This is a genomic window from Streptomyces sp. NPDC044033 (genome assembly GCF_056434425.1).
In genome coordinates, this window is sequence record NZ_JBWKFF010000017.1 from 77,304 (window position 1) to 102,106 (window position 24,803).

Here is a 24,803-nt window from a genome sequence, read left to right on the forward strand (position 1 = left end):
GAGCCGTGCGCGGGAACCGGCGGGTCCTACGTAGATCATCTGACGCTACGCTGTGTCGCCGACCGGGCGTCACCGATCCGAGACGCCGGCGACCAAAGGGGTGGGAACGAGCATGATGGGACCGGCGCACTCGCTGTCCGGGGCGGCAGCCTGGCTGGGGGTGGGCGCGGCCACCGCGGGCGCGGGCCATCCGATGCCCTGGCCGGTGCTCATCGTCGGCGCACTGATCTGCGCCGGTGCGGCGCTCGCACCGGACCTCGACCACAAGCAGGCGACGATATCGCGGGCCTTCGGCCCGATCTCACGCACCCTGTGCGAGGTTGTCGACAAACTCTCGCACGCCGTCTACAAGGCCACCCGGATGCGGGGCGACGCACGGCGCTCCGGCGGTCACCGCACGCTCACCCACACCTGGCTGTGGGCGGTCCTCATCGGCGCCGGCGCCTCGGCGCTGGCGATGACCGGAGGCCGCTGGGCGGTGCTCGGAATCCTCTTCGTCCACCTGGTGCTCGCCGTCGAGGGGCTGCTGTGGCGGATGGCCCGGACATCGAGCGACGTCCTGGTCTGGCTGCTCGGCGCGACCAGCGCCTGGATGCTCGCCGACATCCTGAACAAACCGGGCAACGGATCGGACTGGCTGTTCACCGGCTCCGGTCAGGAGTACCTGTGGCTGGGGCTGCCGATCATCCTCGGAGCGCTGGTCCACGACATCGGCGACGCCCTGACCGTCTCCGGCTGCCCGATCCTGTGGCCCATCCCCATCGGCCGCAAGCGCTGGCACCCGCTGGGTCCCCCGAAGGGCATGCGGTTCCGGGCCGGCAGCTGGGTCGAGCTGAAGGTCCTGACGCCGGTCTTCATGTTCCTCGGCGGTCTCGGCGGACTGGGCGCGCTCGACTACATCTGACCGCGCCCAGCCCCCTGAGGGTTGTCCCGCTCATCCCTGGCGGACGAGCGACGACAGCTCCGGACCCTCGCACTGTCGGAACGTCCGCATACATCCCGGATGCGGACGCTCCTCCGCCTCGCGGTGCCCCGCGTCTGACGCCGCGCGCTGATCCACCAGGCATGACGGGCCGGCCCATGGCGCCGGAGCCCTGCCTTCCGCCGGTCCGGCGGCTACTGGTGCCAGGAGCGCCACAGCGCCGCGTACGCGCCGTCGGCGGCGACCAGTTCGTCGTGGCTGCCCAGCTCGCTGATGCGGCCCTCCGCCACCACCGCGATGACGTCCGCGTCGTGTGCGGTGTGCAGGCGGTGCGCTATCGCCACGACCGTACGGCCCTCCAGCACACGGGCCAGCGACCGTTCCAGATGCCGGGCCGCGCGGGGGTCGAGGAGCGAGGTCGCCTCGTCGAGGACGAGCGTGTGCGGGTCGGCGAGGACCAGGCGCGCCAAGGCCACCTGCTGAGCCTGGGCCGGGGTGAGCGCGGTGCCGCCCGAGCCGACCTCGGTATCCAGTTCCTCGCCCAGGGCGCGCGCCCAGCCGTCGGCGTCCACCGCGCCGAGCGCCGCCCACAGCTCCGTGTCGCTCGCGCCCGTCCGGGCCAGCAGCAGATTGTCGCGGAGCGAGCCCACGAAGACGTGATGTTCCTGGTTGACCAGTGCGACATGCTCACGCACCCGCTCGGCCGGCATCCGAGCCAGCTCCGCTCCGCCCAGCGTCACCTCGCCCGTACGCGGCGCGTAGATCCCCGCGATCAGCCGGCCGAGCGTCGACTTTCCCGCCCCGGACGGTCCGACCAGCGCGAGCCGGGTGCCCGGCCGCACATCGAGCGAGACATCGTGCAATACGTCGTGACCGGACCGGTAACCGAAGCGGACCTCGTCCGCCCGGACATGCCTGCCGTCCGGAGTGACCTGGCCGTCCGCGTCCTCCGGCTCGATCTCCCGCACACCGACCAGCCGGGCCAGCGACACTTGGGCGACTTGAAGCTCGTCGTACCACCGGAGGATGAGCCCGATGGGGTCGATCAGCATCTGTGCGAGGAGGGCCCCCGTGGTCAGCTGCCCCACCGAGATCCAGCCCCACAGCACGAAGACGCCGCCGACGATCAGCACGGTGCCGAAGAGCAGCGCGTGCGAGATGTTGATGACCGGGAAGAGCACGGTGCGCAGCCACATCGTGTAGCGCTCCCAGGGTCGTTAATCACTTCCATACCCTGTCTCTGACGTGCAATGATCCGTCCATGGACACGGAAACCGGGCCCGACCCGACCATGTTGATAGACCTGTTCTGCCGGAAGTCGGCCGCAGTCAAGAGCAGAGCAAGCCGGGGTGGCAAGAAGGAAATCTCAATCGCGGCGCAAGAGACGTTGGGCCGAAGGGTGGCGGCTCAACTAGGACTCACAGTGCGCAACGTGCACAAGGAGGTCGGATCAGCAAGCAGGTTCCGCAAGAAGAAGGGGAAGCGCACAGATCAAGACGTCGCGCTAGCTGCGCTCGTAAAGGGGGAGATCGGTGCGCTTTGGTGTTTCCGGCTAGACCGTTGGGACCGTCGAGGAGCGGGAGCGATCCTCTCAATCATCGAGCCGCCAGACGGTCAACCCCGGCGGCTGCTGTTTGGTTGGAATGAGGACGTCGCGAGACCCGAGCTGGACTCTTCCAACCCCCGTGACCGAGGGGAGTTGATCCGGCGTGCGGAGGACGCGCGTGAGGAAACCGAGAACCTTTCGGAACGTGTGCGCAACACAAAGGACCATCAGCGTGCCAACGGTGAGTGGACCAGCGCGCATGCACCGTATGGGCTGGAAGTCGTGCTCATCGAGACGCAGGACGATGAGGGAGACCTCTACGACGAACGCAAGCTACGGGTGTCGGCAGAGCTGTCCGGCGACCCGGACGGCCGAACTAAGGCGGCAATTGCGCGTCTAGTCCACACGTGGCCGGTCACTGATGGGTTGAGCTTGAGGAACGTAGCCCTACGGTTGGGGGCAGAGCGTGTACCTAGCCCGACTGGTGAAGACGGCTGGAGCCTGGCCACAGTGCGGGACATGATCAACAATCCGGCGTATGCCGGGTGGCAGACCACTGGGCGGCAAGACAACAAAGGGCGACGAGTGCTGTACCGAGATGCAGACGGCAACCGCGTATCCGTCATGGACGGTCCGGCGCTGGTTTCCGATGAGGAGCGGCAAGCCGCTCTAGACAATGTGGGTTCCACGCCACCTGGTATCGGCGTACCTAGCGACGGGACGCAGCACGACACCAAAGCCAAATATCAACTAACGGGTATGGCGTGCTGCGATGGGTGCGAAGGGTCCGCACCATGGCAGGGCAGGGGGTACGGGTGCTGGAAGTCCAAGGCAGGGAGCAAAGGCCGTTGCCTCAACCCGGCTTCTGCGGCGGCTGCATCCATTGAGTCCTATGTGTCGGCACAGGTCCGAAGCCGTCTGGGGAATGCCGAAGCTGACGACCCCATCATGATTGAGGCTGTACGGCGCTGGAGGGCCGTCAGGAAGCCCCAAGAGAGCGAGGATGAGCAAGAGCACAGGGATGCGCTAGACCGCGCGCAGCGGGCCCTCAAGCGCGTTTGGGACGATCGCAAAGCAGGATTGTATGACGGCCCGTCAGAACAGTTCTTCACGTCTGACCTAGCAGAGGGTAATGCGCGAGTGACAGCAGCTCAGCAAGCGTTGGCAGACAGCGGAGCTACAAGTGACGTCGATGTCTCGTGGTTGCTGGACTCGGACGATGAGTCATTGCGGGAGATCTGGAAAGCAGCGGATATGTCGTTGCGTCGAGCGCTAACGGGTATTGCGATTGATGAGATTTGGATCAAAAAGGCCGATTACCGGGGGCAACCCTTCAATGGGGACGCGCGGGTAGTGATCAACTGGGCGGGTGAGCCGCCACGGCGAGTGCGCTTGAAGGAGCGGGGGCGCGGGTCCCGCCCCCAACACCCGTAACCAGCGAAGGCGACCCTCTCACTCTCCGGAGTCGAGAGGGTCGCCTTTTTTACGTTCAGTGACGAAGTGCAGACACAAAACGTCTTCCCGTTCCTTCTTTCCTGATACGCACATTAGGAAGAAGGTACGGGAAGACGTTTTGTGTCTTCCCATCTCGGGGGGTCGTGGGGAGAGGGTAGATCCGTGTACCCCCGCCCCGTCTTAACTCTTATGTAGCCGCTCCGCGCGTGCGCGTGCGCGAAACTACGCGACGCCCAGCGAGCGACTCACCCGCCTAGAGTGCTCCCGTGGTTCTCTTCCCACGGTTGAGCCTCTAGGCGAGCTTCTTGCCCCCTTAGCTCAGCGGATTGAGCACTGCCCTGTCGAGGCGGAGGCGACGGGTTCGAATCCCGTAGGGGGCGCGAGTCGCGCAGGGGAAGACCCGGAGAAGGTCCTTTGCGCGGCATGATCGACCCGTCCCGGCTGATCCCCGGGCGGGTGCAAGGTGGGGTCGCTACCTGCTGGGAGTGTGCGTTGGACGCAGGGACCCCTACTCGGGTCCCGAACCCGGTTCGACTCCGGGCATTCCACCGATCAGCGTAGGAATTCCTACGCTGATCCCTAGGGTCCCAAGGCGGGGGTTCCGTACGGGGCCCCCTATGCGGGGACCCTCCGAGAGGGGGCCGCATGGCATGGGAGGGCAGTACCCGCCGGGCGCGACTCCCGGCCAACTGGGCGGGTGTACGGGCCCGTGTGCTCATGGATGCCGACCACTCCTGTGAGTGGGTACGCGCCGACACTGGGCAGCGCTGCGGCCGGTACGCGAACCAATGCGATCACGTCATCGCTGGTGATGATCATTCGCGCGAGAACCTTCAAGCGCTATGCGAATGGCATCACAGGCGCAAGAGCGCAAGCGAAGGCGCGACAGCGAAGAACGCCAAGCTACCTACGCGTGAACGAAGCGCTGAGCTGTCACCGTTCGAAGCGCGCGAAAGCGCGAAGTGAAGCGAACTGAACGTGAATGCGTGTGAGTTCACGCGATGGTTCACGCGCCGCGAAGCGTGCGCAACGAGATTGCGAAACGTGAGCGCACAAGGATTCCAGTAACTGAGAGTAGGGGAGTGCCCCCCTCGGAGCTTGGCCTCCAGGCCGGGGCCGATAGCGCGAGCCGCTGCGTACAGGTCTGGGACTTTTCGCGGCGGACCTTCGCCACGGTGCGTGACCTGCGACGATGATCCGAAACCCGGGGTGGCGCAGGCCGCATACACGCGCGCACACACGTGAGCACATGCCCCAAGGAATCCCAGAGTGCGCGTCAGACGGCCCCGTGGTCTGCGGGCGGGGGTTTCCCTCGCTCGTAGGTCACGAGGCCGTTAGGCGGGCGCGCAGGGCTTATGCGCTACCGTCCGCGATGACGGTCGTACCGTCCAGCGTGGTTACGATCCACGCTTCGTGTGAGGCAGGCCAACCACTTGTGTCCCAACGTCCTTTTGCTTCGGACCATCGCGCCGATTTGGCGACGCCCTTTTGTTCGCGGGCAATGCGGCGAGCTTCGGACTGTGTGAGTCCTGGGGGTTTCGTCATGGGCCGAGAATATCGGAAGATCACGGCTCGGCGCAGGTGTTCTGGCAAAGAGAATGCCCCCGACAGTATGCCGGGGGCAGCGAGGTCGCGCGCCTAGTCCTTGGAGTCGGTCACCCACTTTCCCAACTCGCGGTCGGCGTATGCCCGACCGCTGGTGCCATTGATGGTTGAGAATCCGCGTGTTGTGACAGGGATGGGCGACTCGCCTGCCGCTTCCAGCGCATTCAGGATCGACGCGAGCGCGTCCCACAGGTGTCCGTTCGTGCTCTCACTGGTCATGGGCGCAGCCTAGCAGCCCTGTAAGCCGCCCTGTACGGCCGTCTGAGGGCCCCGCACGCCCCGGACGGCCTAGGTGTCCGGCGAGCCTCCGCGAGGCCGTGAGACGAGCGCACAGGACGTCAGGTCTCGTCTAGCCAGAGTTGCACCCCTTCGCTGTGGTGACGCCAACGCCCCGCGCGCAGCGCGCGGACGGGCGAGCGCATGCGAAGACCCCCCGCCGGAGTCGACGGGGGGTCGGTCGTTGAGGTCAGATGATGCCGCCGAAACGGCGGCGAAGCAGCGAGATCTCGCGCTGTTCGGCTTCCCACTCAGCGATACCGGCGGGGGTAGTCCAGTACCAATCCCAATACTCATCTTCGGTCGGCATGGCGGTGAACGTCATGCCATCGATCTCTTCAACAAACAGTGTCGCGCTCATCTGCTGGCCTCTCGTTCGGCTGTGAGGCTTCAACGTAGCGTGCGCTCGTACGGGACGGCAAGGGGGTGCCATGGCAGGCATGGGCCCTCCGCCCAAGGAAGAGAAACACGGTCGGACACCCAATCTCGGCATGTCGGCCGGTGAGCTTGCCGACGTCGAAGGCGTACCCGCCCCGCCGTTGCCAACGCCCAAGAAGTGGCTTGCTGCTACTCGGGATTGGTGGGCCGCATGGTCCAACTCGCCACAGTCGGCTGCCTTTCAGGGGACTGACTGGCAACGGCTGCTGAGTCTGCTGCCGCTGGTCGACGGCTACAACCGTCTTGTCGGCAAGGCGGCGGACGACCCGCGCAAGCTGCGGGCCGCAAAGGACGTCCTGTCAGAGATTCGGCAGAACGAGAGCCTGCTCGGTGCGACGCACCTTGACCGACTCCGAGGCCGGATGGCTACCGGAGGAGGGTCCGGGGCCCGGTCGGTGACCGTGGCCGGTGAGGTTGAGGCGGAGAACGTCGTGAAACTGTTTGGGGGTGGATGATGCCGCATATTGGCACCATCCCCGAGTACGCCCCGCGCAGCACGCACCCCGAGAATTGGCCGGAGTTCCACGAGTCCATTGGCTATGCGGCTGTGGCGTGGATGCGGTCGCATCTGGTTCAGCCGGACGGCGAGCACGCTGGTGATCCTTTCGAGCCGACGCCTGAGCAAGAGCATTTCATCGCTTGGTTTTACGCGGTCGATTCGGGCGGCCGATTCCGCTTCCGCCGGGCGGCCCTACGGCGGTCCAAGGGGTGGGGTAAGGGCCCATTCGCCGCTGCGCTGTGCCTCTTTGAACTGTGTGGGCCGTGCCTGCCGCATGGGGTGGTAACTACCGCTCTCGGCGTGAGAGTCGCGGTCGGGAAGGTTCACCCCGCGCCACTGGTGCAGCTCGCCGCAGTTTCGTATGCCCAGACTGAGAACACCATGGCGTCTATTCGGGCCATGGTGGGGCCGGAAATGGCCGAAGCATTCGGTCTGGATGTCGGGCAGACGCGCATTTTGATGCGCCACCCTGTGGGGCGGCGCGTCCGCCGGGGGCGGCTAGAGCCAGTTACGACCGCTTCGGCGTCCCTGGAGGGAAACAGGACTTCGTTTTACACCCTAGATGAGCCGCACCACCTTAAGGATACGAATGGTGGCCATAAGCTCGCTCGGGTACTCAAGCGCAACGCTGCCAAAGTGGATGGGCGTGGCATTGAGACTACCAATGCGCACGCGCCGGGTGAGAACTCCGTTGCAGAGGCGACGTACGAAGCCTTCCTGAAGGTTGTCGGCGTCCCGTTTGGTGCTGGGCTCTTGTACTCCGCGTTGGAGGCACCCCCGGAGACGGACCTAGCCGACGAAGCGTCGGTGCGGGCCGCATTGCTGGAGTGCTATGCGTACTGTCCGTGGATTTCGATTGACCGTCTGGTAGATGAGATCTACGACCCGGGGACCACTCGGGAAGAGGTCTTGCGCTTCTACTTTTCGCGGGTTGTGGCTGCGTCGGATGCGTGGCTCGATCCAGCCGACGTAGAGGCGGCCCTCACCGTAGGAATTCCTACGGTGCCCGAGGATGGTGCGATCATCACTCTCGGGTTCGACGGGTCGCGTGGCACCCATCACTACTCGGACGCGACTGCCCTTGTGGCGTGTGACGTCCGGACGGGTTACGTGTGGCCGTTGGGTGTCTGGCAGAGGCCGGACGGCCCGGCGGCCGAGGGGTGGGAGGTCCCGCGCGAAGAGGTTGACCGCGTGGTGCGGTCGGCGTTCGAGCGTTGGCGAGTGGCTGCGTTCTATGCCGACTTGGCGTTCTATGAGTCGTACGTTGACAGGTGGGCCGAGGACTTCCGCGATGCACTGTTCATCAAGGCGAGTCCCGGACATTCGGTTGCGTACGACATGCGTCGCCGGGTGCGTGAATTCACGCAAGCGGCAGAGGGTGTTGTCGCCGCTTTCGAGGCGAAGGCCATTGCGATAGCCCAAGACCCCTATTTGGTCACGCACTTGAAGAACGCTAGGCGTCGCCCCAATGCATACGGGGTGGGCCTCGGTAAGGAAGCACGGGAATCCCCGCGCAAGATCGATTCAGCCGTATGTCTCATTCTCGCCCGTGAAGCTCGCCGGAAGGCGCTGGAAGCCGGGGTTCTGGAGAAGTGGGGTGATCCCGAACCGGGGGTCGTGTACGGCTTCTGAGTACGTAGGAGGCTACCCGGCATGGGTGATGCGCATTCCGCCCTGGCGGGTGCCCTGGTGCAACGCAAGGCGGAAATGCCAGAGTTGACCAGGGTGGATCAGTACTACCGGGGCGTGCAGGATCGTCCATACATCCCCAAGAAGGCCAAAGCCGAATTCGGCGTCATGGTGACGCGTGCACTTGAGAATTGGCTACCGCTCATCGTCTCAACTGTCGCGCAGAACCTCATGGTTGAGGGCTACCGCCGGTCGGACCGTCCAGAGGACTTGGGCCCGTGGCGGTATTGGGCTGACAATCTGATGGACTCGCGGCAGGCGCAAGTGCATCGAGCTGCGCTCACGTTCGGGAAGTCGTACGTCTCGGTGGTGCCGGGTGAGAACCCCATCACGGGGGAGTCTGCGCCGGTCATCCGGCCCATGTCGCCCCTGTCGGTTACCGGCGTCGCGGACGATGCTGACGCTGATTGGCTTGACTACGCGGTTCGGTATCTCGGGGTGCGTCGAGAAGGTAAAGCCTCCTTCGGGGCGTGGCAGGTGTGGGACAGTGCGAATATCTCGGAGCTGTGGGTTCCCGAGGGTGATGACGATGATCCGTCTGAATGGCTGACCCGGCGGGTTGAGCCGCATGGTATGGGTCGTTGCCCGGTCGTACAGTTCCGCAACCGGTGGGCGGACGGCCCGGAAACCCTGCCTCACGAGCTGGGCGAGGTTGCGCCGCTGATGCCGATTCAGGATCGGATCACGTCCACGACTTTTGACATGCTGGTGGCGCAGTCCTACAGCGCGTTCAGGCAGCGTTGGGCGACCGGGATTCAGATTCCGAAGGACCCGCGCACAGGTCTGCCGGTTGAGACGTTTCAGGCTGCTGTGGACCGAGTGTGGGCGACGCCGGGCGAGAACGTCAGGTTCGGCGAGTTCGAACAGACCTCTCTCGATGGCTACTTGCAGTCGCGCGAAGCGGCAGTCAAGGCCATGGCTGCGATCGCACAAGTCCCCCCACACTTCCTTCTCGGTGGAATGGTCAACATTTCGGCCGACGCGCTGACGGCGGCTGAGTCTGGGCTTTCGCGAAAAGTCCATGAGCGTCAAACCCTGTTTGGCCAGTCCTGGGGGCAGGTTCTCCGGCTTGCGGCGTATGCGGACGGGGACGCTAGTGCGGCCGAGGATGCCGAAGCGCGTGTCATTTGGCATGACGCCGAGGCTCGTTCACTGAGTGCCACGGTAGACGCACTTGGGAAGATGTCGCAGATGCTCGGGGTTCCGGCCGAGGTCCTGTGGGAGCGAATACCTGGTGTGACCACTTTCGACGTCGACCATTGGCGGACGGTCAAGGCCGAGGCTGATACGTACGCCATTGCGGACTCTCTGGCAGCTTTCGGTGCGGACCATACGGCCCGCGAGACGCGGGCTGACAGTGCGCCTGTTGAGGGCGACGGGTGACGCCCAATGAGAGCCGTGCCGAGGCCCTGACAGAGCTGCACTCCCGTGCGCAACACGCGCTGTCCGGTCGCGCTTTGAGACGTTTGCAGTCCGCATGGGGGCGGGTTCGTATCAGTGATCCGTATTCAGTGGCGCAGTACGCGCGCCTAGCGGAGCATGTGCTAGCCGAGGCTTACGCGCTCTCTGCACGAGTCTCGGTGAGCTACTACCAGTCGCATCGCCGTGCGATCCTCGGTGAGTCGCTGTTCCGCTCGACGGAAGAGGCGTACGCAGAGGCGACGCGCACGGCGTCCAGAACGGCCGAGACGGAAGCAAAGCGGCTGTCGGTCAAGGCGGAGCGTCACGCGTCCTATCTGCGCTCTCAAGGTGTCCCAGAGGAGCAGATTCAACGTCTCGTCGGCTCTCGCCATCTTGGCGAAGCGTCCCGGATGGTGATGTCCGGCGGGCGGGACGCTATGGCCTACTTCATCAACAACGACCCGAGGGTTATTGGCTACCAGCGGAAGGCGTCGGCTCGTTGCTGCGCCTTCTGTGCAGCGCTCGCCGCACGTCCGAACCTCTACAAGACGGCCCGCAGCGCGGGAGTCGGCATCGGTTCCGGCCGAAAGTTCAAGTCGGGCAACCACACGGCTAACGCGGCTCCGTGGCACAACGGTTGTCGCTGTGTCGCAGTACCCGTCTACGGGCGCAAGCAGCGGCCCCCCAAGAACGCCGCGCGGTTCAGGGAGATGCTGCGTAGCGGTGAAATTGAATTCCGAGAGAGCCGCTACGGCAACCCGTATCCGGTCTACAAACAAGGAGATTGACCCGTGAGCGAGGACGTTACCCCAGACGGGCAGGCGAACGAGGAGAGTCCAGCGGAGGCACCCGCCGAGGATCAGCGTAGGAATTCCTACGCTGGCCCCGATGTGGACGGTCGGGATGCCGAGCTTGCGCGTCTCCGTGCGCAGCTTGATGAGTTCGCGCCGATTGTGCAGGCGCACAAGGATGCCGAAGAGGCGCAGAAGTCCGAAGCGCAGAAGCTGCGCGATTCACTGGAGGCTGCCGAGCGTGAGCGCGACGAAGCGCGCCGAGTGGTCATTCGGTCGGAGGTCGCCGAGTCAACCGGGCTTCCTTCGGACGTTATAGCCCTCCTACAGGGCTCCACAAAGGATGAACTGATGGCGGCGGCGCAGAGGGTCGCCGAACGGTCGACGGTAAAGCGGGGCGGAATTCCCTCGCGGCCGAAGCCGAAGGTTGGCGGCGGCAACGAGTCGGCGGATGGGCCGGAAGTTCTCGACCCGGTGAAACTCGCTGCTGCGATCCGTAAGCGGTTGCCGTACTAGACGGCCCGCAACTCACGTAAGGAATGGCGCATATGGAGACCACCCCGAAGGGTGTAATCAAGGCAGAGGCGTGGGCCCCGGCGGCTCTCGGACTCCTCAAGGGCGAGATCGTTCTAGCGGGTCTGGTGACGCGAGACGGCGGCGCAGACTTTACCGGTTCTGCTGGTGACACTGTGAACGTCAAGCGTCCGTCCAAGCTGGCAGGGCAGGTTGAGGCTCTGCGCGATATGGATGGAGGTGACGACTACGTAATCAAGGCCGAGAAGCTGAATGAGAAGAAGATTGCTGTAGAGCTGAACAAGCATATCTATCAGGCAGTTGAGCTTTCTGACGCGGAACTGACTCTCGATGTGGAGGATTTCGGCGCACAGGTGCTCGCGCCTCAGACTGAGGCTGTCGCCAACCGGCTTGAGGCGCTGGTGGCTTCGGCTATCAATGGCGCGGTCAAGGGCGAGAAGATTCCGGCCAAGGATGACGCCGAGGCCATTCTCCGCGCGATGCGTCGGCTTCGGAAGCGGCTCAATCAGCGCGATGTGCCGACCAACGGCCGCGTTCTGGCTATTGGCGTGAACGTTGAAGAGGCCCTGCTGGCTCACCCGAACCTCTCGAAGGTGAACGAGGCCGGTTCGGACTCCGCGCTTCGTCGGGCCGAGCTGGGCGAGCTGTACAACTTCCGGATCGTCGTAGCTAACCGCATCGATGATGACGCGATGATTGCTTTTCACCCGTCCGCGTACGTGCTCGTGAACCGTGCTCCGCTGGTTCCCGAGGGTGCCAAGGGTGGCGGCTCTCAGGCATTCGAGGGCTTCGCGCTGCGTGCCATCAAGGACTACGACAGCCGCGTTGCGCAGGATCGGTCTTTTATCTCGACGTTTGCCGGAATCAATGAGGTGACTGACTACACGTACACCATCGTGACCGAGGGCAGCGGTAAGACCGCTAAGGACGTCATCAAGGTGTCGGACAAGCCGGAACAGGTGCGGTCCGTTGGTGTGGCGTTTGACTTTGAGAAGTCGGCGGACACCCCGGAGGGTGGCGTTACCCGGTCCGTGAAGAACAAGGTCTGACGTAAGGGGGGGGGCAAGTGGCGACGTCGTTCGTTTCGTTCGAGGAATTCAGTGTCCGTCGCCCCGAACCCATTCCCGAGGGGGACCGGGGACGCGTAGAGGCTCTGCTCTGCGATGCTTCCGGGCTTGTCCGGGAGGTGGCCGGTCCGCTCTTTGAGTGGCCGGACCCTGTGCCGGTGACGGTCGCACAGGTCGTGATGCGTCTTGCGGCTCGTGCGGTCGACAACCCCAATGGGCTCGTTTCCGAGTCCATTGGGGATGCCTCCTACCGGCTGTCGCGGAGTGCGCAGAACGGCATGTCGCTGTCGGTTGAGGAGCGGCAGGACATCGAATTCGCCCTAGGGATACCGTCATTGGTCTCCGTAGAGGTGGCTGTGGGCTACTCGGCCTGGAAGGTCCGGCAGTTCACGCCGACTGGACGGTCAGAGGCGAACGGCGTCGTCTGGGATGGGCAGTGGTGATCAGCGCGGGTCTGATGCGGGACCGGGTGACCGTATTCAGGCGTACAGAGATTGGCCAAGACCGGTACGGAAACGCCGAGTTCGAGTGGTCGGACATCGGCAAGCACTGGGGCCGCCTCATCTACCCGTCCGGATCGGAGAAGGCGTCCCGCCGAGACGCGCAGGCGTTCGGAGCTGCGGTCATGCTTCCGCCCCGCACAGACGTCAACGGACGAGACCGGGTGCGGGTGTGGGACGAAGTCTGGGAGGTCGACGGGCCGCCGCTGTGGCAACGGCAGGCATTCGGCCCCGGTCTGCTCAAGGTGCGGATACGGAGGATTGATGGTTGATGGCTGTTCGTGTGCAGATAGATCCGGCTGCGATTGAGGCACTGGCCCGTAGCCAGGAAGTGAGGGCCCTTCTACACGCCCGTGGCAAACAGGCGGCTGCGGGTGCCCGTGGTCGTTCTCCGGTTCTCACAGGGGCTTTCAAGGCTGCTGGCTTCGGTGTGTCAACCAGGATGCGGAACCAGGCTGGTGTGGGGCGCGTGATGGTGGCCCGTGTGTACGCGCGGGACCCTGTGGCCAGCATCATCGTGCTCGGGTCGCGGAAGTCGCATAGGCGACCCCACCACGTGTTCAACCTAGGGGACTTTCAGTGACTCCGTACGTGCGATTCCCCGACGTTGAGGCATTGGCGCTGGCTTACCTGCGTGCTCACATTGATGGGTTCGAGGGTGGGCCGGATGTCCCTGCTGACGTCGGGGACCGGTTTCCGTTCACCGTAGTCGAGCGAAACGGCGGGGTCACGCGATGGCCTGCACTGGATCAGGCGGTTCTAGCGCTGTACGTCTACGGAGACACCCGGGCGCAAAGTTCCGACCGCCTACGGGATGTGCTGGCTCACCTTCACGCGATGCCTGGACCCGCCCCTCTGGTATCGCGTGTCTACACGATTGCAGGGGCGCAATTCACGCCGGACCCCCTTACGGACAAGCCACGGTGGTATGCGTCCGTGGGGGTTTCGGTTCGACCCGAAAGGGGGAGCGGCTATGGCCGACAACTTTGATTCTGACCTGGTGAGGGTCGCAACTAATGGAGTCGTGTTCACGGCTCCGAAGGAATTCGGCACTGTCGCGCCGATCGTCGAAATCGACCCTGTGACAGGCGCGATTGGCCTTGCAGACAAGGGGGATTCCAGTCACTGGAAGACGCTTGGCCTGTTCAGTGACGATGGTGTCGAGCATGAATTCTCGGAGGAGACCGAGGATATCAAGAGCTGGCAGGCGGGCACTGTGCGCACCATCATCAAGGGCCGTGATCTGTCGCTGAAGTTTTCCGCACTGGAGTCAAGCCCTACTGTCCTTGAGGCGTTCTACGGCCTCAAGACCGGCTCTATCAACGTCAGTTCGGGCGGCAAGCTTTCCTTTCAGATAGCGGCCAACGCCAAGCGCGCGCCGTTCGCCTCGTTCTTCGTTGTCCGGGACGGCGAGACACTGTGGACGATGCACATACCCAACTCGCAGGTCTCCGGCGTCGAGTCGCCCAAGTTCACGTCCGCACAGGCCGTTTCGTGGGGCATGACCGTGAAGGCACTCGGCGACGCATACGGGAACCTCGCCACTTGGGACATGACGGATTCGGCTCTGACGCCAACCCCGGGCACGAGTGGGCTCGCAGCCGACGTAAAGGAGACTGTGTGATGGCCGAAGTTACGAAGCCCCTTCCGCCCGTCGTGGAGACAGGGGACCCGGATCACCCGGGCGTACACAACACACTGCGGGCCGCCGTCGCCGAACTTCAGGGTCTCGCCAAGTCGGGAGCAAGCAAGGGCGACAAGGGCGCGACCGGCGCGACCGGCCCCGCCGGTAAGGATGGATTCCCGACCGAGGACGAGTGGGCCGCTCTCGTGGCGCGCGTGAAAGCCCTAGAAGGCAAGGGTGCATAAGCGCCGGGGCGTGCGCATTGGCGCGCGCCCTTCAGCGTAGGAATTCCTACGCTGCTAGATCATCAAGCAGGGAGAGTTCACCATGGGTAAGCCCAATAAGAAGGTCCTCCGACTGTCTACGCTTCGGAAGAGTGCCGCAGAGCGTGAGACTGAAGCGATTGAGTTTGAGGGGGTGGACGGCGCGATGTACACCATCCCCGGCCCCGCGTTCTGGCCGGATAGCGCACATGACGCTGCCGCGCGCAATGCCGTTGCGGACATGGGGCGTTCGCTACTCGGCGAGCAGTACGCCGCGTTCGTTGCGGGTGGTGGCCGGTCTACTGATCTTGCGTTCGTGGTTGAGGCGTATATGGAAGATCAGGGTGCAACTCTGGGGGAATCCGAGGACTCGCAGAGCTAATCGAGCGCCACGGGGATGACATTGACGCTGATTTCCAGCGCGTGTACGGCTTGGACGTACGTGACGTTGGGTCGGCGTCATTGTCGTGGGGGAGGTTCGAGGTGTTGCTGCAACGGCTCCCGGATGACTCCCATTTGGCGCGGTCGATGACGGGTCCGGAACGCGCGCTGTGGGGGTCCTTGGACACGCAGCTAGCTGCAACGACCGTCGAGAGCCTGCGAGTCACCAACTATCTGTTGGGTGGCCTACTCGTCGCACATGGTGCGGAAAAAAACCCGGTTCCCGAACCAACTCGGATTCCTCGGCCGGGGGTTGAGGAGACGGAGAAGACGTCTAAGGGGCTGCTGTCGCTGGCATCCAAGATGGGTGTTGGTCGCAGACCTCGTATTTCGTAGAGGGGTGAGCGTGTGTCGGGCATGAAGGTCGGTACGGCTTTCATCGATCTACAGGCGCGCGGCGATCACCTGTTTTCACAGGTCTCGTCTGCGGCATCGCGGGCCGGTGCGGTAGCGGGCCGGTCGCTCAACCGGGGTGTGCAGTCCGGGTATTCGGGCATCATGCGCGGTGCGGCCGGAGTCGGGTCGGTCATTCAGGGCATCGGTACCCGTACGCAGAGCGTCGGGCAGTCGATTCAGCGGGCCGGTACGCGGTTCAATTCGTGGGCGGCTCCGGCGGCGGGGGCGGCCCGTGCAGTCAAGCCGTTGACGCTTGGCGTCGCTGCGGCCGGTGCGGGTGTCATCAAGCTGGGCATGGACTTTGATACGTCTATGGCCAAGCTGAAGGGTGTCACGAACGCCCCTGCTGCTGAGATAGCGAAGCTAGAGGCCAAGGCGCGGCAGCTAGGCGCAACGACCAAATTCACGGCGAGTCAAGCGGCTGAAGGCATGGGCTTTCTCGCCATGGCCGGGTACAAGACCAATGAGATCATTGCCATCACGCCGAAGATGCTTGACTTGGCGTCTGCCGCGAATATGGACCTTGCACGGACGGCGGACGTCGTTACCAACATCATGTCCGGCATGCGACTGAAGACCGGGGACGCCGGTCGCGCGGTCGACGTCCTTGCGGCCTCTGCGGCGGCTGGCAACGTGGACATTGAGATGTTGGGCCAGAGTTTCAAGTACGCCGGGCCGGTCGCTGCAAGCTTTGGCATGTCGCTGGAAGAGGCAGCGGCGGCAATGACGGTTCTCGGCGACAACGGTCTACAAGCGGACATGGCCGGTACTGCACTGCGCGGCATGCTCGTTGCGCTGAACAGTGACACCGGCAAGGCGGCAAAGCTCGCCAAGAAATACGGGTTCTCGCTCAAGGATCAACACGGCAAGTTCATTGGCTTGGCCGAATCGGTCAACCGGTACGGCAAGGCTGGTGCCACCACCTCTGAGATCATGGCCGCATTCGGTCAGCGTGCTGGACCGGCGTTCCTGGCACTTGTCGGCGACGCGTCGCGCGAGAAGCTGAATCGGCTTACCGGAGCGCTGGACGACTCGGGGGGTGCGGCCCGCCGGATGGCGGCTGCATACGAGGAGTCGGCCAAGGGGCGGCTCCTCAACTTCCTGTCGGCGGTAGAGGAGTTGGGCCTACAGCTTTGGGATGGCGGTATGCGCGATGCCGTGAAGAGCACTCTTGATGGGCTCACTGATCTAGCGCGTGGCTTCGGCAAGCTGCCTGATGGGGTCAAGCTGGGAGTCGTGGCGCTTGCCGCGTTCCCTGTCGCGGTCTTCGCGGTAGCCAAGTCCATTACGGGGACTCAGCGGCTCATCCTGGGTTTCGGTTCATCCGTAGCCAACGCGGGCCGAGTTGTCGGCGGAGTCGGCAAGGGGGTGAGCGGCGCGGTTAGTGCTCTCGGCCGTTTCGGTTCGGGGTTCGCCAATGCCGACGCTGCGGCCTCTGTCTTCTCCGGGCGCATGGGTACGATGGGCGGCAAAATTCGGTCTGCGGCCAATGCCATGGGGTCCGGGCTGGTCACAGCGGCCAACGCGTCCGCTAGCGGTCTCAAGACGGCCGGTGCGGCGACGCTGAGCGCCGCTTCCAGTGTGGGGCAGTATCTGACCCGGGCGAAGCTTGCTGCGGCTGCTACGCGGGTGTGGACGGCCGTACAGGCTGCGTTCAACGTCGTGATGAGCCTCAACCCTGTTGTGCTCATCATCGCGGGGATCGTCGCGTTCGTTGCGGCCTTGGTGCTCGCGTACAACAAGGTCGGATGGTTCCGCGATTTCGTGAACTCCGCATGGTCCCTGATCCGTGATGTGGCAATCGTGGTGTGGGCCGCCATCAAGGGTGTGATCCTCGGAGTCTGGGACGCCATCAAGCCGTATGTTGAGACGGCTGTTCAGGTCATATGGACCGTGATTCAGCTGTATTTCGACTTGGTGAAGCTGTACATCACCACCGTGATGACGGTGGTGCAAACGGTCATCACAGTGGCGTGGGACGCCATCCAGGCCGTGTGGGACGCGGCTGTCACGTACCTGATTCAGCCTGTACAAGCGGCATTCGCCTCGGTGCGCAATGCGATCTCACTGACTATGGATGCCATCAAGTCGGGGATTGCGAGTAGCTGGAACGGTATCAAGGCTGCGTGGCAGGCGACTGTGAGTGCTCTGCGGCCCCCGGTAGTCACCGCGTTCAATGCGGTGAAGTCTGTGATCACGACCGTTATGAACGCGGCCAAATCCGTGATCACGACTACATGGGGCATTATCAAGTCCGTTTTCACGACGGCCGTGAATGCTATCGGTAGCGTGTTGGGCACGTTCAAGAATGCGATCACTACGGCGGCCCGCTCGCCGGAGAAGCTGACAAGTGCAGTGCGCTCGATGGTGGGCAACGTCGTCGGCGTGGTGACGGGTCTACCCGGCAAGATCACGAGTGCACTCGGGGACCTGGGCTCACTGCTCTACGACAAGGGCAAGCAGGTCGTTCAGGGACTGATCAACGGCATCAAGTCCATGATTGGCGCAGTCAGTTCCGCCGTGAGTAGCGTTGCCTCCAAGCTCAACCCCATGAACCTCTTCTCTGTGCGACTCCCGAGCGGCGACGGAGACGAGGGAGGGGGTGCACTGCCCACACCCTTCGCCGCTCCGGCGACCAGCGTAGGAATTCCTACGGGGTCCCGCGCTTCGCTGTCCATGATGGCCGCGTACGCGTCACCCATGGATGATGCGTTCGCCGACATCGACCGTGCCATGTCGGCGGGGGTGGCAATGGGGGGCGGCAAGGGGTCGATACGCCTCAATGTGGGAGACGTCGAGCGGCCGGACGTCGCGAAGGACGCCTATCGCAATCGCCCGAACAGCATGATCACGGTCAACGCCCATACGGACGCCGACCCATACGAGATTGGCAAGGCGATTGCATGGGAGATGAAGACTAGTGGTCGGTAGCGCGATGACGTACGTCGGCGACGACTGGACGTGTGAACTAGGGGGGCGGCTCATCGGTGGGCCGTCCCCGTTCGTGCTGGAGGAGGTGGCAGGGCTACTCGATGCGCCGGACATGCGGACGTCAGATAAAGAGCTACTACAGCGTGATGGGCTCGTGCCGGGCCACGACTACCTGGGCGGACGCGTGTTCACGATTGACCTCACGGTTCTTGACCCTGATGTGAATCTGCCCGACGCACTCACGATGTTCCAACCGGGGGGTGAGGAGCGGCAGTTCCGCTTCGCGTTCCCCGGGGTGACCAACGGTCGTGGCCGCGTGGCGTGCCGAGTGCGGAAGCGTGACGTCAAGATCGATGTCATGCATGTGCGTGGGGCCGCCAAAGTGACGCTGGAACTCGCAGCGGCCGACCCTCTGTTGTACGCCGACTACGAGAGTCGTGCCAAGATTCTGCCTCCCGCACCCCGAGGGGGTGTCCGGCTGTTCTCGATGCGGCTTCCCCTCACCTTCCAAGATGCGGGTTCGTACGTCGCTCCCCGATCCATGCTGGTGAATGGCGGCAATACCCCAACGTGGCCCTGGTTCCGGCTGGTTGGCCCGATGCTGTACCCGAGCATCACGCACAGGGGGACAGGTAAGCGGTTTGGGCTTGACATGCGTCTTCCTGCCGGTGAGGTACTGGAGATTGATGCGCAGCGCCGCGAGGTGCTGCACAACGGGGCGAATGTTTTCGGGGCCGTGACTCCGGATAGCGAGTGGTTCCCGCTCGACCCGGGCGGGAACTGTCTTGAGCTGTACGCGTCCGCTGGTTATGAGGGTATGGGCGTCGACGCTCGTTGGCGCTCTGCATGGTTGTAAACGACGAAGGGATTGTAGTGGGAGTTCTCAGGTCGCCGCTGTTCGTGCAGCAGGGCACATACGATGCGCTTGATTTCCGGCGGCTGCTGTCGCGGCTGCGTGCGCCGACAACGGGTGTGTGTGATGGCTTTGAGGTCAAGCCGGTCACAGATCAGACGGCGCGGGTATCGGTTTCAGCGGGTGATGCATGGGTGCCTTTCAACCCCTTCGGACAGGTGGATGAGCGAAATGGTGCGTATGTTTACACGGAGGAGCCACAGGAATTCGAGCTGCCGAATTCCCCGCCGGGCGAGGTACGGTCTTACTTCCTGTGTGTGCAGGTAGAAGAGAACTCCAACGATGCGGTGAACGCGAGCGCACGTGACTCAATGACCCAATACAGCCTGGGGGACCTAACAGCCGGGTGGGGGTTCGTGGCTGTGGAGGGACCGAACGGCGGCGCAGCCCCTGCCACCTCGGACGTTCCAGAGAACGCGCTTGTGCTCGCCGCTGTCAAGGTCGAGAGCGGCAAGCCGCTCGACGCTACGTCGGTACGGGATATGCGCTTCTCGTACGGTGTGCAGCAGGATGCAGCCCCTTTGCACCCCGTGCGGACGGCGGGGGGCCGTTCGGTTTCTGATGTCCGTCGCGGAATGCTGAACGGAACCCTCATCTACGACATGGTGAGCGACACGCTGCATATGGCGACTACGGGAAACCGAACGCGTCCGATCGAGCGCGGTACGCAACAGTTCTTCGGTAACGCCTCGCAGCGCACCGTGCGGGGCGGCGGTTCGGGTGTCGGTGACAAGTGGTACGGCTGCGCAAGGGTCGATGTACCCGCAGCCGACTATGACCGAATCGTGTCACTGACCTCCAATTTTCGCAGCAATGCCACCAACACGGCAGGCTCCAATCTCACGGCAACACTCAGCTGGTCCACGATTGGTGATCAGACCGGCGGTAGCGGCATCCTGTCATATTCGGAGGTCTACTACGCCAACGACAAGTACCGGCGCGGGGGCGCGTCCCCGTCCTGGGGGCTGGAGTTGGGGGCCGGAGAGCGGGCCACGTATTGGCTCTCCATCCGCCCCATGCCGGGCCAGGAGCTCATGATCAACAGCAATACGCGGGTGTTCGCCACGGTTTCGCCGAAGGTCTAAGTCGCCCTTGATCGGGTGTCGATGACCAGCGTAGGAATTCCTACGCTGGTCACATTCGAAGGGTTGCACATGTATCGAGTCGTGTTCGTGGAATTCAAGTCGGGGAACGTGTGGGGTGAGCTGCCGGTGTCATCGCTCGATGTCGCCCGGTCCCTGAATGCACCAGGTAAGGCGTCGTTTACGATCCCGCTAGCAGGTGACCAGCTGCACGGGCAGAGCTGGGACGCCATCCAGCCTTGGCGCATCCTCGTGTATGTCCAGCAGGGGAAGCGGGTCATCTTTGGCGGGCCGCTGATCACGTGGTCGGTCGATATGGAACGCGAGGAAATGTCGCTCAACTGTGAGGGGCTATGGGCGTATTACCGTCGCCGTTGCGTAAACCTGATGTCCGGCCGCTATGACACGGAGTCATTCCAGCCGGACGCGGCGACGTATGTGGATTGGGATCAGGCTGACATTGTCTACAGCCTGTTGCGCACTCAAGCAGACCGCGCGGATGACACGGGCGGGGTTGAGGGTGTTGAGGTCGGCAAGGGTCCTGATGCCCTGACGTTCGATTGGCTCAACCCGCCCGAAGAGGGGAAGCCCAAGCCGGGCCGGGGTGTCGTGGTGCCGACCGGAGTATCTCGCACTCGTAGGTATCACTGGTATGAGTACAAGCAGGTAGGCGAAGCGGTCGAGCAGTTGGCCGCTGTCATCAAGGGGTTCAATTTCCGGATTGACCATTACTGGTCCGGGTCACGAATCGTGAATCGCTTCCGGTTGCTGTACCCGGCGAGTGGTGACGTCACGGGACTTGAGCTTGAGCATGGCGTGAACTGTGACGTTACGAGCGTCTCCGGAGACGGTACCAATATGCTGACGCAGGGGCGTACGACGGGGGCAGGGGAGGGCTCGCAGGCGATTGTGGCCTATGCATCCGATACGGAGTCGGAAGCGGCCCTGTGGACGCGCGTACCGCGCCTGGAGGCGGTCGAGTCTCATATGGACGTGACGCAGCGGTCGACGTTGCAGGCGCACGCCGACAGGATGGTTCGGGAAGGGCACACGCAAGTCGTGGTCCCCCAGGTCAGATTGCGGCCCGACGCGTTCCCGTCGCCTGCTGACGTCGAAGTCGGGCAGGTGGTCGGCGTTCGTGTTGGCCTTCCATGGTGGCCCGGCAACAAGTCGGAGACAATCCGGGGCGACAGCCGGGCGTACTTGGTGACCGAGGTAAGTACAAAGGTCGATGGGAACGGCGAGGAGACTACGCTCACCCTGGTACCGGCTACCCTTTTCGAGGAGTGAGCACGTGGCAACTTCCCTCTACAATCCGTCGCTAGCGGCTGAATTGGCGTCAATGAAGCGGCGACTCTCGGCGCTGGAGAGGAACCCCAAGATGGGTGGGCAGGCTGACCGTATGTCTCCGGCACAGCTCTATCCCACGCCGTTCACGCAGGCTGACCGAGCGGGGTGGGCAGATTTCGCGGCAGTCTCAACGGCCGGTCTTAATAACCCCGTTATCGTGATGGAATGGCGCATCAGGGCGCAGTACGTGAGTGGGTTCCCCCCTGGAGGTGTACCGCTCGGTGCCCGGGTTCTCGATTCCACCGGCCAGGAACTTATCAACCGGCGAGTCACCTATGGCGACTTGGAGACTCCCCCGCAGCCGTTCAACAATGTTTGGCGTTGGATGCGCTATCGATGGGTCTGGAGGTGGCCCGGTCGTTGGGGGTGGGAAGAGGGGAACGGTGCTACCTCGTTCACTCTGGCCGTGTACGGCAGTGTGACCACGCATATCAACGTGGCCTACTCGGCGTATCTTGATACTCCAGTGCTTTACGCGCTCTCCGAGAGTGCTGCCGCAGCACAGGGGTTCACGCCGGGTACTGTCACGCCGATTGGGGTTTGAGGTGCTTGGACTTCCGTCCCTCATGGATGAAGTGAGGCAGATACGTACCCGTATAGGGACGCTGGAGCGCACGCCGAAGCGCGGAGTTCGCTCGGAGATCCTGCCGGTTAGTGTGGTCTACCCGGGCACCATGCGAAGCGTCGTGGGCGGGGGGCAGGAAGTGGACCTGTACCACGTCGACATGACCGGCACTAACAACGCTGTGGTCGTGATGGACATACGGGCGTTCGTGTACGCACAGACGCTCCGGCTGTATCCGGTGACAGAGGCGGGGAACAGAGGCCCGGAGATAGCCATCACGCCATCAATGATGAAGGGCCATTCCGTAGAGGGTCAGAGCATCCCATGGCGTACGTTTCGGTGGGTCTGGCCATGGCCCGGCGCGTGGAGTTGGGAGATCGGGGACGGGTCGCAGGCGTTCCGCGTCGTTGGAGTGAACAAGAACGATGCGGCAGCTATGGCGGGTCTTTTTCAACCTCTCGTTACCACCCTGACAGGGGTTGAGGCGGAGAGGCTAGGAACCATCAACGGGACGCCGTTCCCGATCGATTGACCAGCGTAGGAATTCCTACGCTGATGGGTCCGTCCCGAGCTTCGGGGCGGACCCTTCTGTTTGCCTTGGAGGGCGAGACCATGAGTAGGGAAGCTGTGCTGAGTGAGGCGCAGAAGTGGGCCGATCAGGGGTACATCGGCGGTCCGTCGCCATCCGGTAAGCGGTACGACACCCCATTCGGTCGCTGGTATCCCATGAATCACCAGCCGTTCTGTGACATTTTCGTGAGCTACTGCGCGAGCAAGGGTGGAGAATCAGCCGCTGTCGGCAAGTTCGCTTACTGCCCATCGCATGTCAACTACTTCCGCAATAAGGGTCAGTGGTACGGCCGGAACGCACCCTTCAAGCGGGGCGACATCGTGTTCTACTCGTGGGATGGCGGCCCGTCCGCTGATCACGTGGGATTCGTGACGCACGACTCCGCCCCCGGTCAGTCGGTGCGGACCGTTGAGGGCAATACGGTTGCCGGTAGCGGCCCGCATCAGGGGAGCGGCGGCGCGGTCTGCTACAAGACGCGCCCGCGAAGCGTGATCCTCGGAGTGGGGAGACCCGCCTACGACTCGAATGGGGTGACCTCGCCGACGTCGCCCCCGGACGGCGGGGAAGCGGGGGCGAGTCGGATAGTGAGAGTGACCAAGGGTCAGACGCTGACAGCCATCGCGGCGGCGGCCGGTGTGACTCTGGCTGGTCTGCTTGCGCTGAACCCTGAGATCAAAGACCCGGACCGCATACGCGATGGGCAGGAAGTGAACGTTCCTGCGACTCCGAGTAGCCCCTCGGAAAAGCGGCCCGACCCGCAGGCCAAGCCGAAGCCGGAGAAGCCCAAGAGTCCGTATGTAGGTGGCCATTCGGTGACCGTCGACGGTCAACAGTACGGCCCCGGTGCGTCTGGGGCGCACATCACCGCCATGGGGCGTGCCCTGGTTAAGCGTGGTTTCGGAGCGCACTACACGGCCGGGCCGGGCCCCCGCTGGACTGAAGCAGACCGGCTGAACTATGCCGACTACCAGCGCTCGTTGGGCTATGCCACTGCGGACGCCGATGGAATTCCCGGTCCCGCATCGATGCGCCGGTTGCTCATACCGAGCGCCGTGAAGCCTCTCCCTTCTCGGAAGCCTGCCCGGACGGCGAAGCCGACTCCGGCCCCCGTTCCTGTGCCGACGTCGAAGCCTGCACACTCGTCAAGGTCTGCAACCTCCCTTGAGAAGCGCGTGTATGCCCTTGAGAGGCGCGTGACGGCCCTGGAGGCTGCACGGTCCAAGGCGACTCGCGTCGCGGCCCGTGAGGCGGCCCGTGAGGCGGCCCGTGAGGCGGCCCGTGCAGCATCTGAGAAGACGCACGCGGCATCTGTCAGTGATGGAGGTGTGGGGGATGGACGACCGTGACCCTCTCGGCGTCACCATCGGACCGCGCGAAATCTACGACGAGATCGTACGGCTCCGGGGGGACGTGCGGGAGTTGACGCAGCACCAGACCGCTACCGCGAGCATGCTTGCTGACCACGAACAGCGCATCCGTGGCGTGGAGCGATGGCGGTACAGCGTTCCGGCGGCTGTAGTCACGGGCGTGTTCGCGCTCATCATGGAACTGATTCGACTGGCTAAGGGGTAAAAGTGCTCACTCTGATCAAGGCAAATCCCGTCCGTGTGCGGGCCGTTGTGGTAGCGCTCGTGGCCGTTCTGGGCTATGTCTTCCCGGCGGTGTCCGGGCTGGACGTCGATGCGGTCGTTACGGCCGTCGTCGCTGTCACGGCTCTGTGGGCGGGTCACTCGGCAGCCGGTCGCGTGACGCTGACGGCGAAGTCCGAAGCACTCACCCAAGAGTCGGTACGAGCCGCACACCGCAAGGCTGTTGGGGACATAGGGGAGCAGATAGAGGCCGCGCGCACTGCGTGCTGCGACTGCCCCCACGTGTTGCCTGAGCCCAACGAGCCTTACGGCGCTGAGTTGGTCTAGGTGTCCCCTGTCCCCGCCTCAACTCTTG

Annotated in this window: 23 protein-coding genes, 1 tRNA gene and 1 pseudogene; 22 read left to right on the plus strand and 3 right to left on the minus strand. The window is 63.7% G+C overall.

All coding sequences use genetic code 11. The annotated features are described in order from the left end of the window. Nucleotides 1–112: 112 nt before the first annotated feature. On the plus strand, nucleotides 113–904 hold the full coding sequence (locus AC07AB_RS27270; protein ID WP_478571830.1) for a metal-dependent hydrolase: 792 nt from the start codon (nucleotides 113–115) through the stop codon (nucleotides 902–904). Nucleotides 905–1,116: 212 nt separating this feature from the next. Here AC07AB_RS27270 and AC07AB_RS27275 read toward each other — a convergent pair. Then, nucleotides 1,117–2,133: pseudogene (locus AC07AB_RS27275) on the minus strand (ABC transporter ATP-binding protein); the annotation flags it as partial. Between the two features lie 50 nt (nucleotides 2,134–2,183). On the opposite strand from AC07AB_RS27275, the gene AC07AB_RS27280 reads away from it, so the two are divergent. After that, on the plus strand, nucleotides 2,184–3,902 hold the full coding sequence (locus AC07AB_RS27280; RefSeq protein WP_478571833.1) for a recombinase family protein: 1,719 nt from the start codon (nucleotides 2,184–2,186) through the stop codon (nucleotides 3,900–3,902). Nucleotides 3,903–4,230: 328 nt separating this feature from the next. Further along, a tRNA-Asp gene (locus AC07AB_RS27285) sits at nucleotides 4,231–4,303 on the plus strand. A 1,258-nt stretch (nucleotides 4,304–5,561) separates the two neighbouring features. Here the strand turns inward: AC07AB_RS27285 and AC07AB_RS27290 are convergent. Both AC07AB_RS27290 and AC07AB_RS27295 read right to left on the minus strand, forming a co-directional pair. Next, entirely contained in the window at nucleotides 5,562–5,747 is a 186-nt protein-coding gene (locus AC07AB_RS27290; RefSeq protein ID WP_478571835.1) for a hypothetical protein, read from the minus strand. A gap of 247 nt (nucleotides 5,748–5,994) precedes the next feature. Further along, the gene (locus tag AC07AB_RS27295; RefSeq protein WP_478571838.1) at nucleotides 5,995–6,165 is read right to left on the minus strand and encodes a hypothetical protein; all 171 of its coding nucleotides are present in this window, start codon (nucleotides 6,163–6,165) and stop codon (nucleotides 5,995–5,997) included. A 70-nt stretch (nucleotides 6,166–6,235) separates the two neighbouring features. On the opposite strand from AC07AB_RS27295, the gene AC07AB_RS27300 reads away from it, so the two are divergent. From AC07AB_RS27300 to AC07AB_RS27390, 19 genes are all read left to right on the plus strand, one after another. After that, entirely contained in the window at nucleotides 6,236–6,697 is a 462-nt protein-coding gene (locus AC07AB_RS27300) for a phage terminase small subunit (protein WP_478571840.1), read from the plus strand. Nucleotides 6,698–7,041: 344 nt separating this feature from the next. Beyond that, nucleotides 7,042–8,373, plus strand: a complete 1,332-nt coding sequence (locus AC07AB_RS27305) for a terminase (RefSeq protein WP_478571842.1) — start codon at nucleotides 7,042–7,044, stop codon at nucleotides 8,371–8,373. Between the two features lie 21 nt (nucleotides 8,374–8,394). Beyond that, on the plus strand, nucleotides 8,395–9,813 hold the full coding sequence (locus AC07AB_RS27310) for a phage portal protein (RefSeq protein ID WP_478571845.1): 1,419 nt from the start codon (nucleotides 8,395–8,397) through the stop codon (nucleotides 9,811–9,813). Next, nucleotides 9,810–10,619, plus strand: coding sequence for a VG15 protein (locus AC07AB_RS27315; protein WP_478571848.1), 810 nt, complete (start codon nucleotides 9,810–9,812; stop codon nucleotides 10,617–10,619). The genes AC07AB_RS27310 and AC07AB_RS27315 overlap by 4 nt, the downstream gene beginning before the upstream one ends. Before the next feature lie 3 nt (nucleotides 10,620–10,622). Further along, entirely contained in the window at nucleotides 10,623–11,138 is a 516-nt protein-coding gene (locus tag AC07AB_RS27320) for a hypothetical protein (protein ID WP_478571851.1), read from the plus strand. 32 nt (nucleotides 11,139–11,170) lie between these two features. Beyond that, entirely contained in the window at nucleotides 11,171–12,205 is a 1,035-nt protein-coding gene (locus AC07AB_RS27325) for a phage major capsid protein (RefSeq protein ID WP_478571854.1), read from the plus strand. Nucleotides 12,206–12,222: 17 nt separating this feature from the next. Then, nucleotides 12,223–12,666: a hypothetical protein gene (locus tag AC07AB_RS27330; RefSeq protein ID WP_478571856.1), complete on the plus strand. Its 444-nt coding sequence runs from the start codon at nucleotides 12,223–12,225 to the stop codon at nucleotides 12,664–12,666. Then, a complete protein-coding gene (locus AC07AB_RS27335) occupies nucleotides 12,660–12,995 on the plus strand; it encodes a phage head completion protein (protein ID WP_478571859.1) in 336 nt (111 codons plus the stop codon). The genes AC07AB_RS27330 and AC07AB_RS27335 overlap by 7 nt, the downstream gene beginning before the upstream one ends. Nucleotides 12,996–13,696: 701 nt before the next feature. Beyond that, the gene (locus tag AC07AB_RS27340) at nucleotides 13,697–14,347 is read left to right on the plus strand and encodes a phage tail tube protein (protein WP_478571862.1); all 651 of its coding nucleotides are present in this window, start codon (nucleotides 13,697–13,699) and stop codon (nucleotides 14,345–14,347) included. Beyond that, a complete protein-coding gene (locus AC07AB_RS27345; RefSeq protein ID WP_478571865.1) occupies nucleotides 14,347–14,592 on the plus strand; it encodes a hypothetical protein in 246 nt (81 codons plus the stop codon). The genes AC07AB_RS27340 and AC07AB_RS27345 overlap by 1 nt, the downstream gene beginning before the upstream one ends. Nucleotides 14,593–14,674: 82 nt before the next feature. Then, nucleotides 14,675–14,992: a hypothetical protein gene (locus tag AC07AB_RS27350; RefSeq protein ID WP_478571867.1), complete on the plus strand. Its 318-nt coding sequence runs from the start codon at nucleotides 14,675–14,677 to the stop codon at nucleotides 14,990–14,992. Between the two features lie 416 nt (nucleotides 14,993–15,408). Next, nucleotides 15,409–18,378 carry a phage tail tape measure protein gene (locus AC07AB_RS27355; protein ID WP_478572190.1) on the plus strand — a complete coding sequence of 990 codons (2,970 nt, stop codon included), beginning with the start codon at nucleotides 15,409–15,411 and terminating at the stop codon, nucleotides 18,376–18,378. Nucleotides 18,379–18,382: 4 nt separating this feature from the next. Then, entirely contained in the window at nucleotides 18,383–19,234 is an 852-nt protein-coding gene (locus tag AC07AB_RS27360) for a phage distal tail protein (RefSeq protein WP_478571869.1), read from the plus strand. Beyond that, complete coding sequence (locus tag AC07AB_RS27365) at nucleotides 19,225–20,376, plus strand: hypothetical protein (protein WP_478571872.1); 1,152 nt, start codon at nucleotides 19,225–19,227, stop codon at nucleotides 20,374–20,376. Before AC07AB_RS27360 ends, AC07AB_RS27365 begins: the two co-directional genes overlap by 10 nt. 87 nt (nucleotides 20,377–20,463) lie before the next feature. Further along, nucleotides 20,464–21,663, plus strand: a complete 1,200-nt coding sequence (locus AC07AB_RS27370) for a hypothetical protein (RefSeq protein WP_478571875.1) — start codon at nucleotides 20,464–20,466, stop codon at nucleotides 21,661–21,663. Between the two features lie 593 nt (nucleotides 21,664–22,256). Further along, nucleotides 22,257–22,820, plus strand: a complete 564-nt coding sequence (locus AC07AB_RS27375) for a hypothetical protein (RefSeq protein WP_478571878.1) — start codon at nucleotides 22,257–22,259, stop codon at nucleotides 22,818–22,820. A gap of 194 nt (nucleotides 22,821–23,014) precedes the next feature. Next, nucleotides 23,015–24,205, plus strand: coding sequence for a peptidoglycan-binding protein (locus AC07AB_RS27380; protein ID WP_478572193.1), 1,191 nt, complete (start codon nucleotides 23,015–23,017; stop codon nucleotides 24,203–24,205). Beyond that, on the plus strand, nucleotides 24,192–24,431 hold the full coding sequence (locus AC07AB_RS27385; RefSeq protein WP_478571881.1) for a hypothetical protein: 240 nt from the start codon (nucleotides 24,192–24,194) through the stop codon (nucleotides 24,429–24,431). The genes AC07AB_RS27380 and AC07AB_RS27385 overlap by 14 nt, the downstream gene beginning before the upstream one ends. Before the next feature lie 2 nt (nucleotides 24,432–24,433). Further along, entirely contained in the window at nucleotides 24,434–24,775 is a 342-nt protein-coding gene (locus AC07AB_RS27390) for a hypothetical protein (protein ID WP_478571884.1), read from the plus strand. Nucleotides 24,776–24,803: the final 28 nt, after the last annotated feature.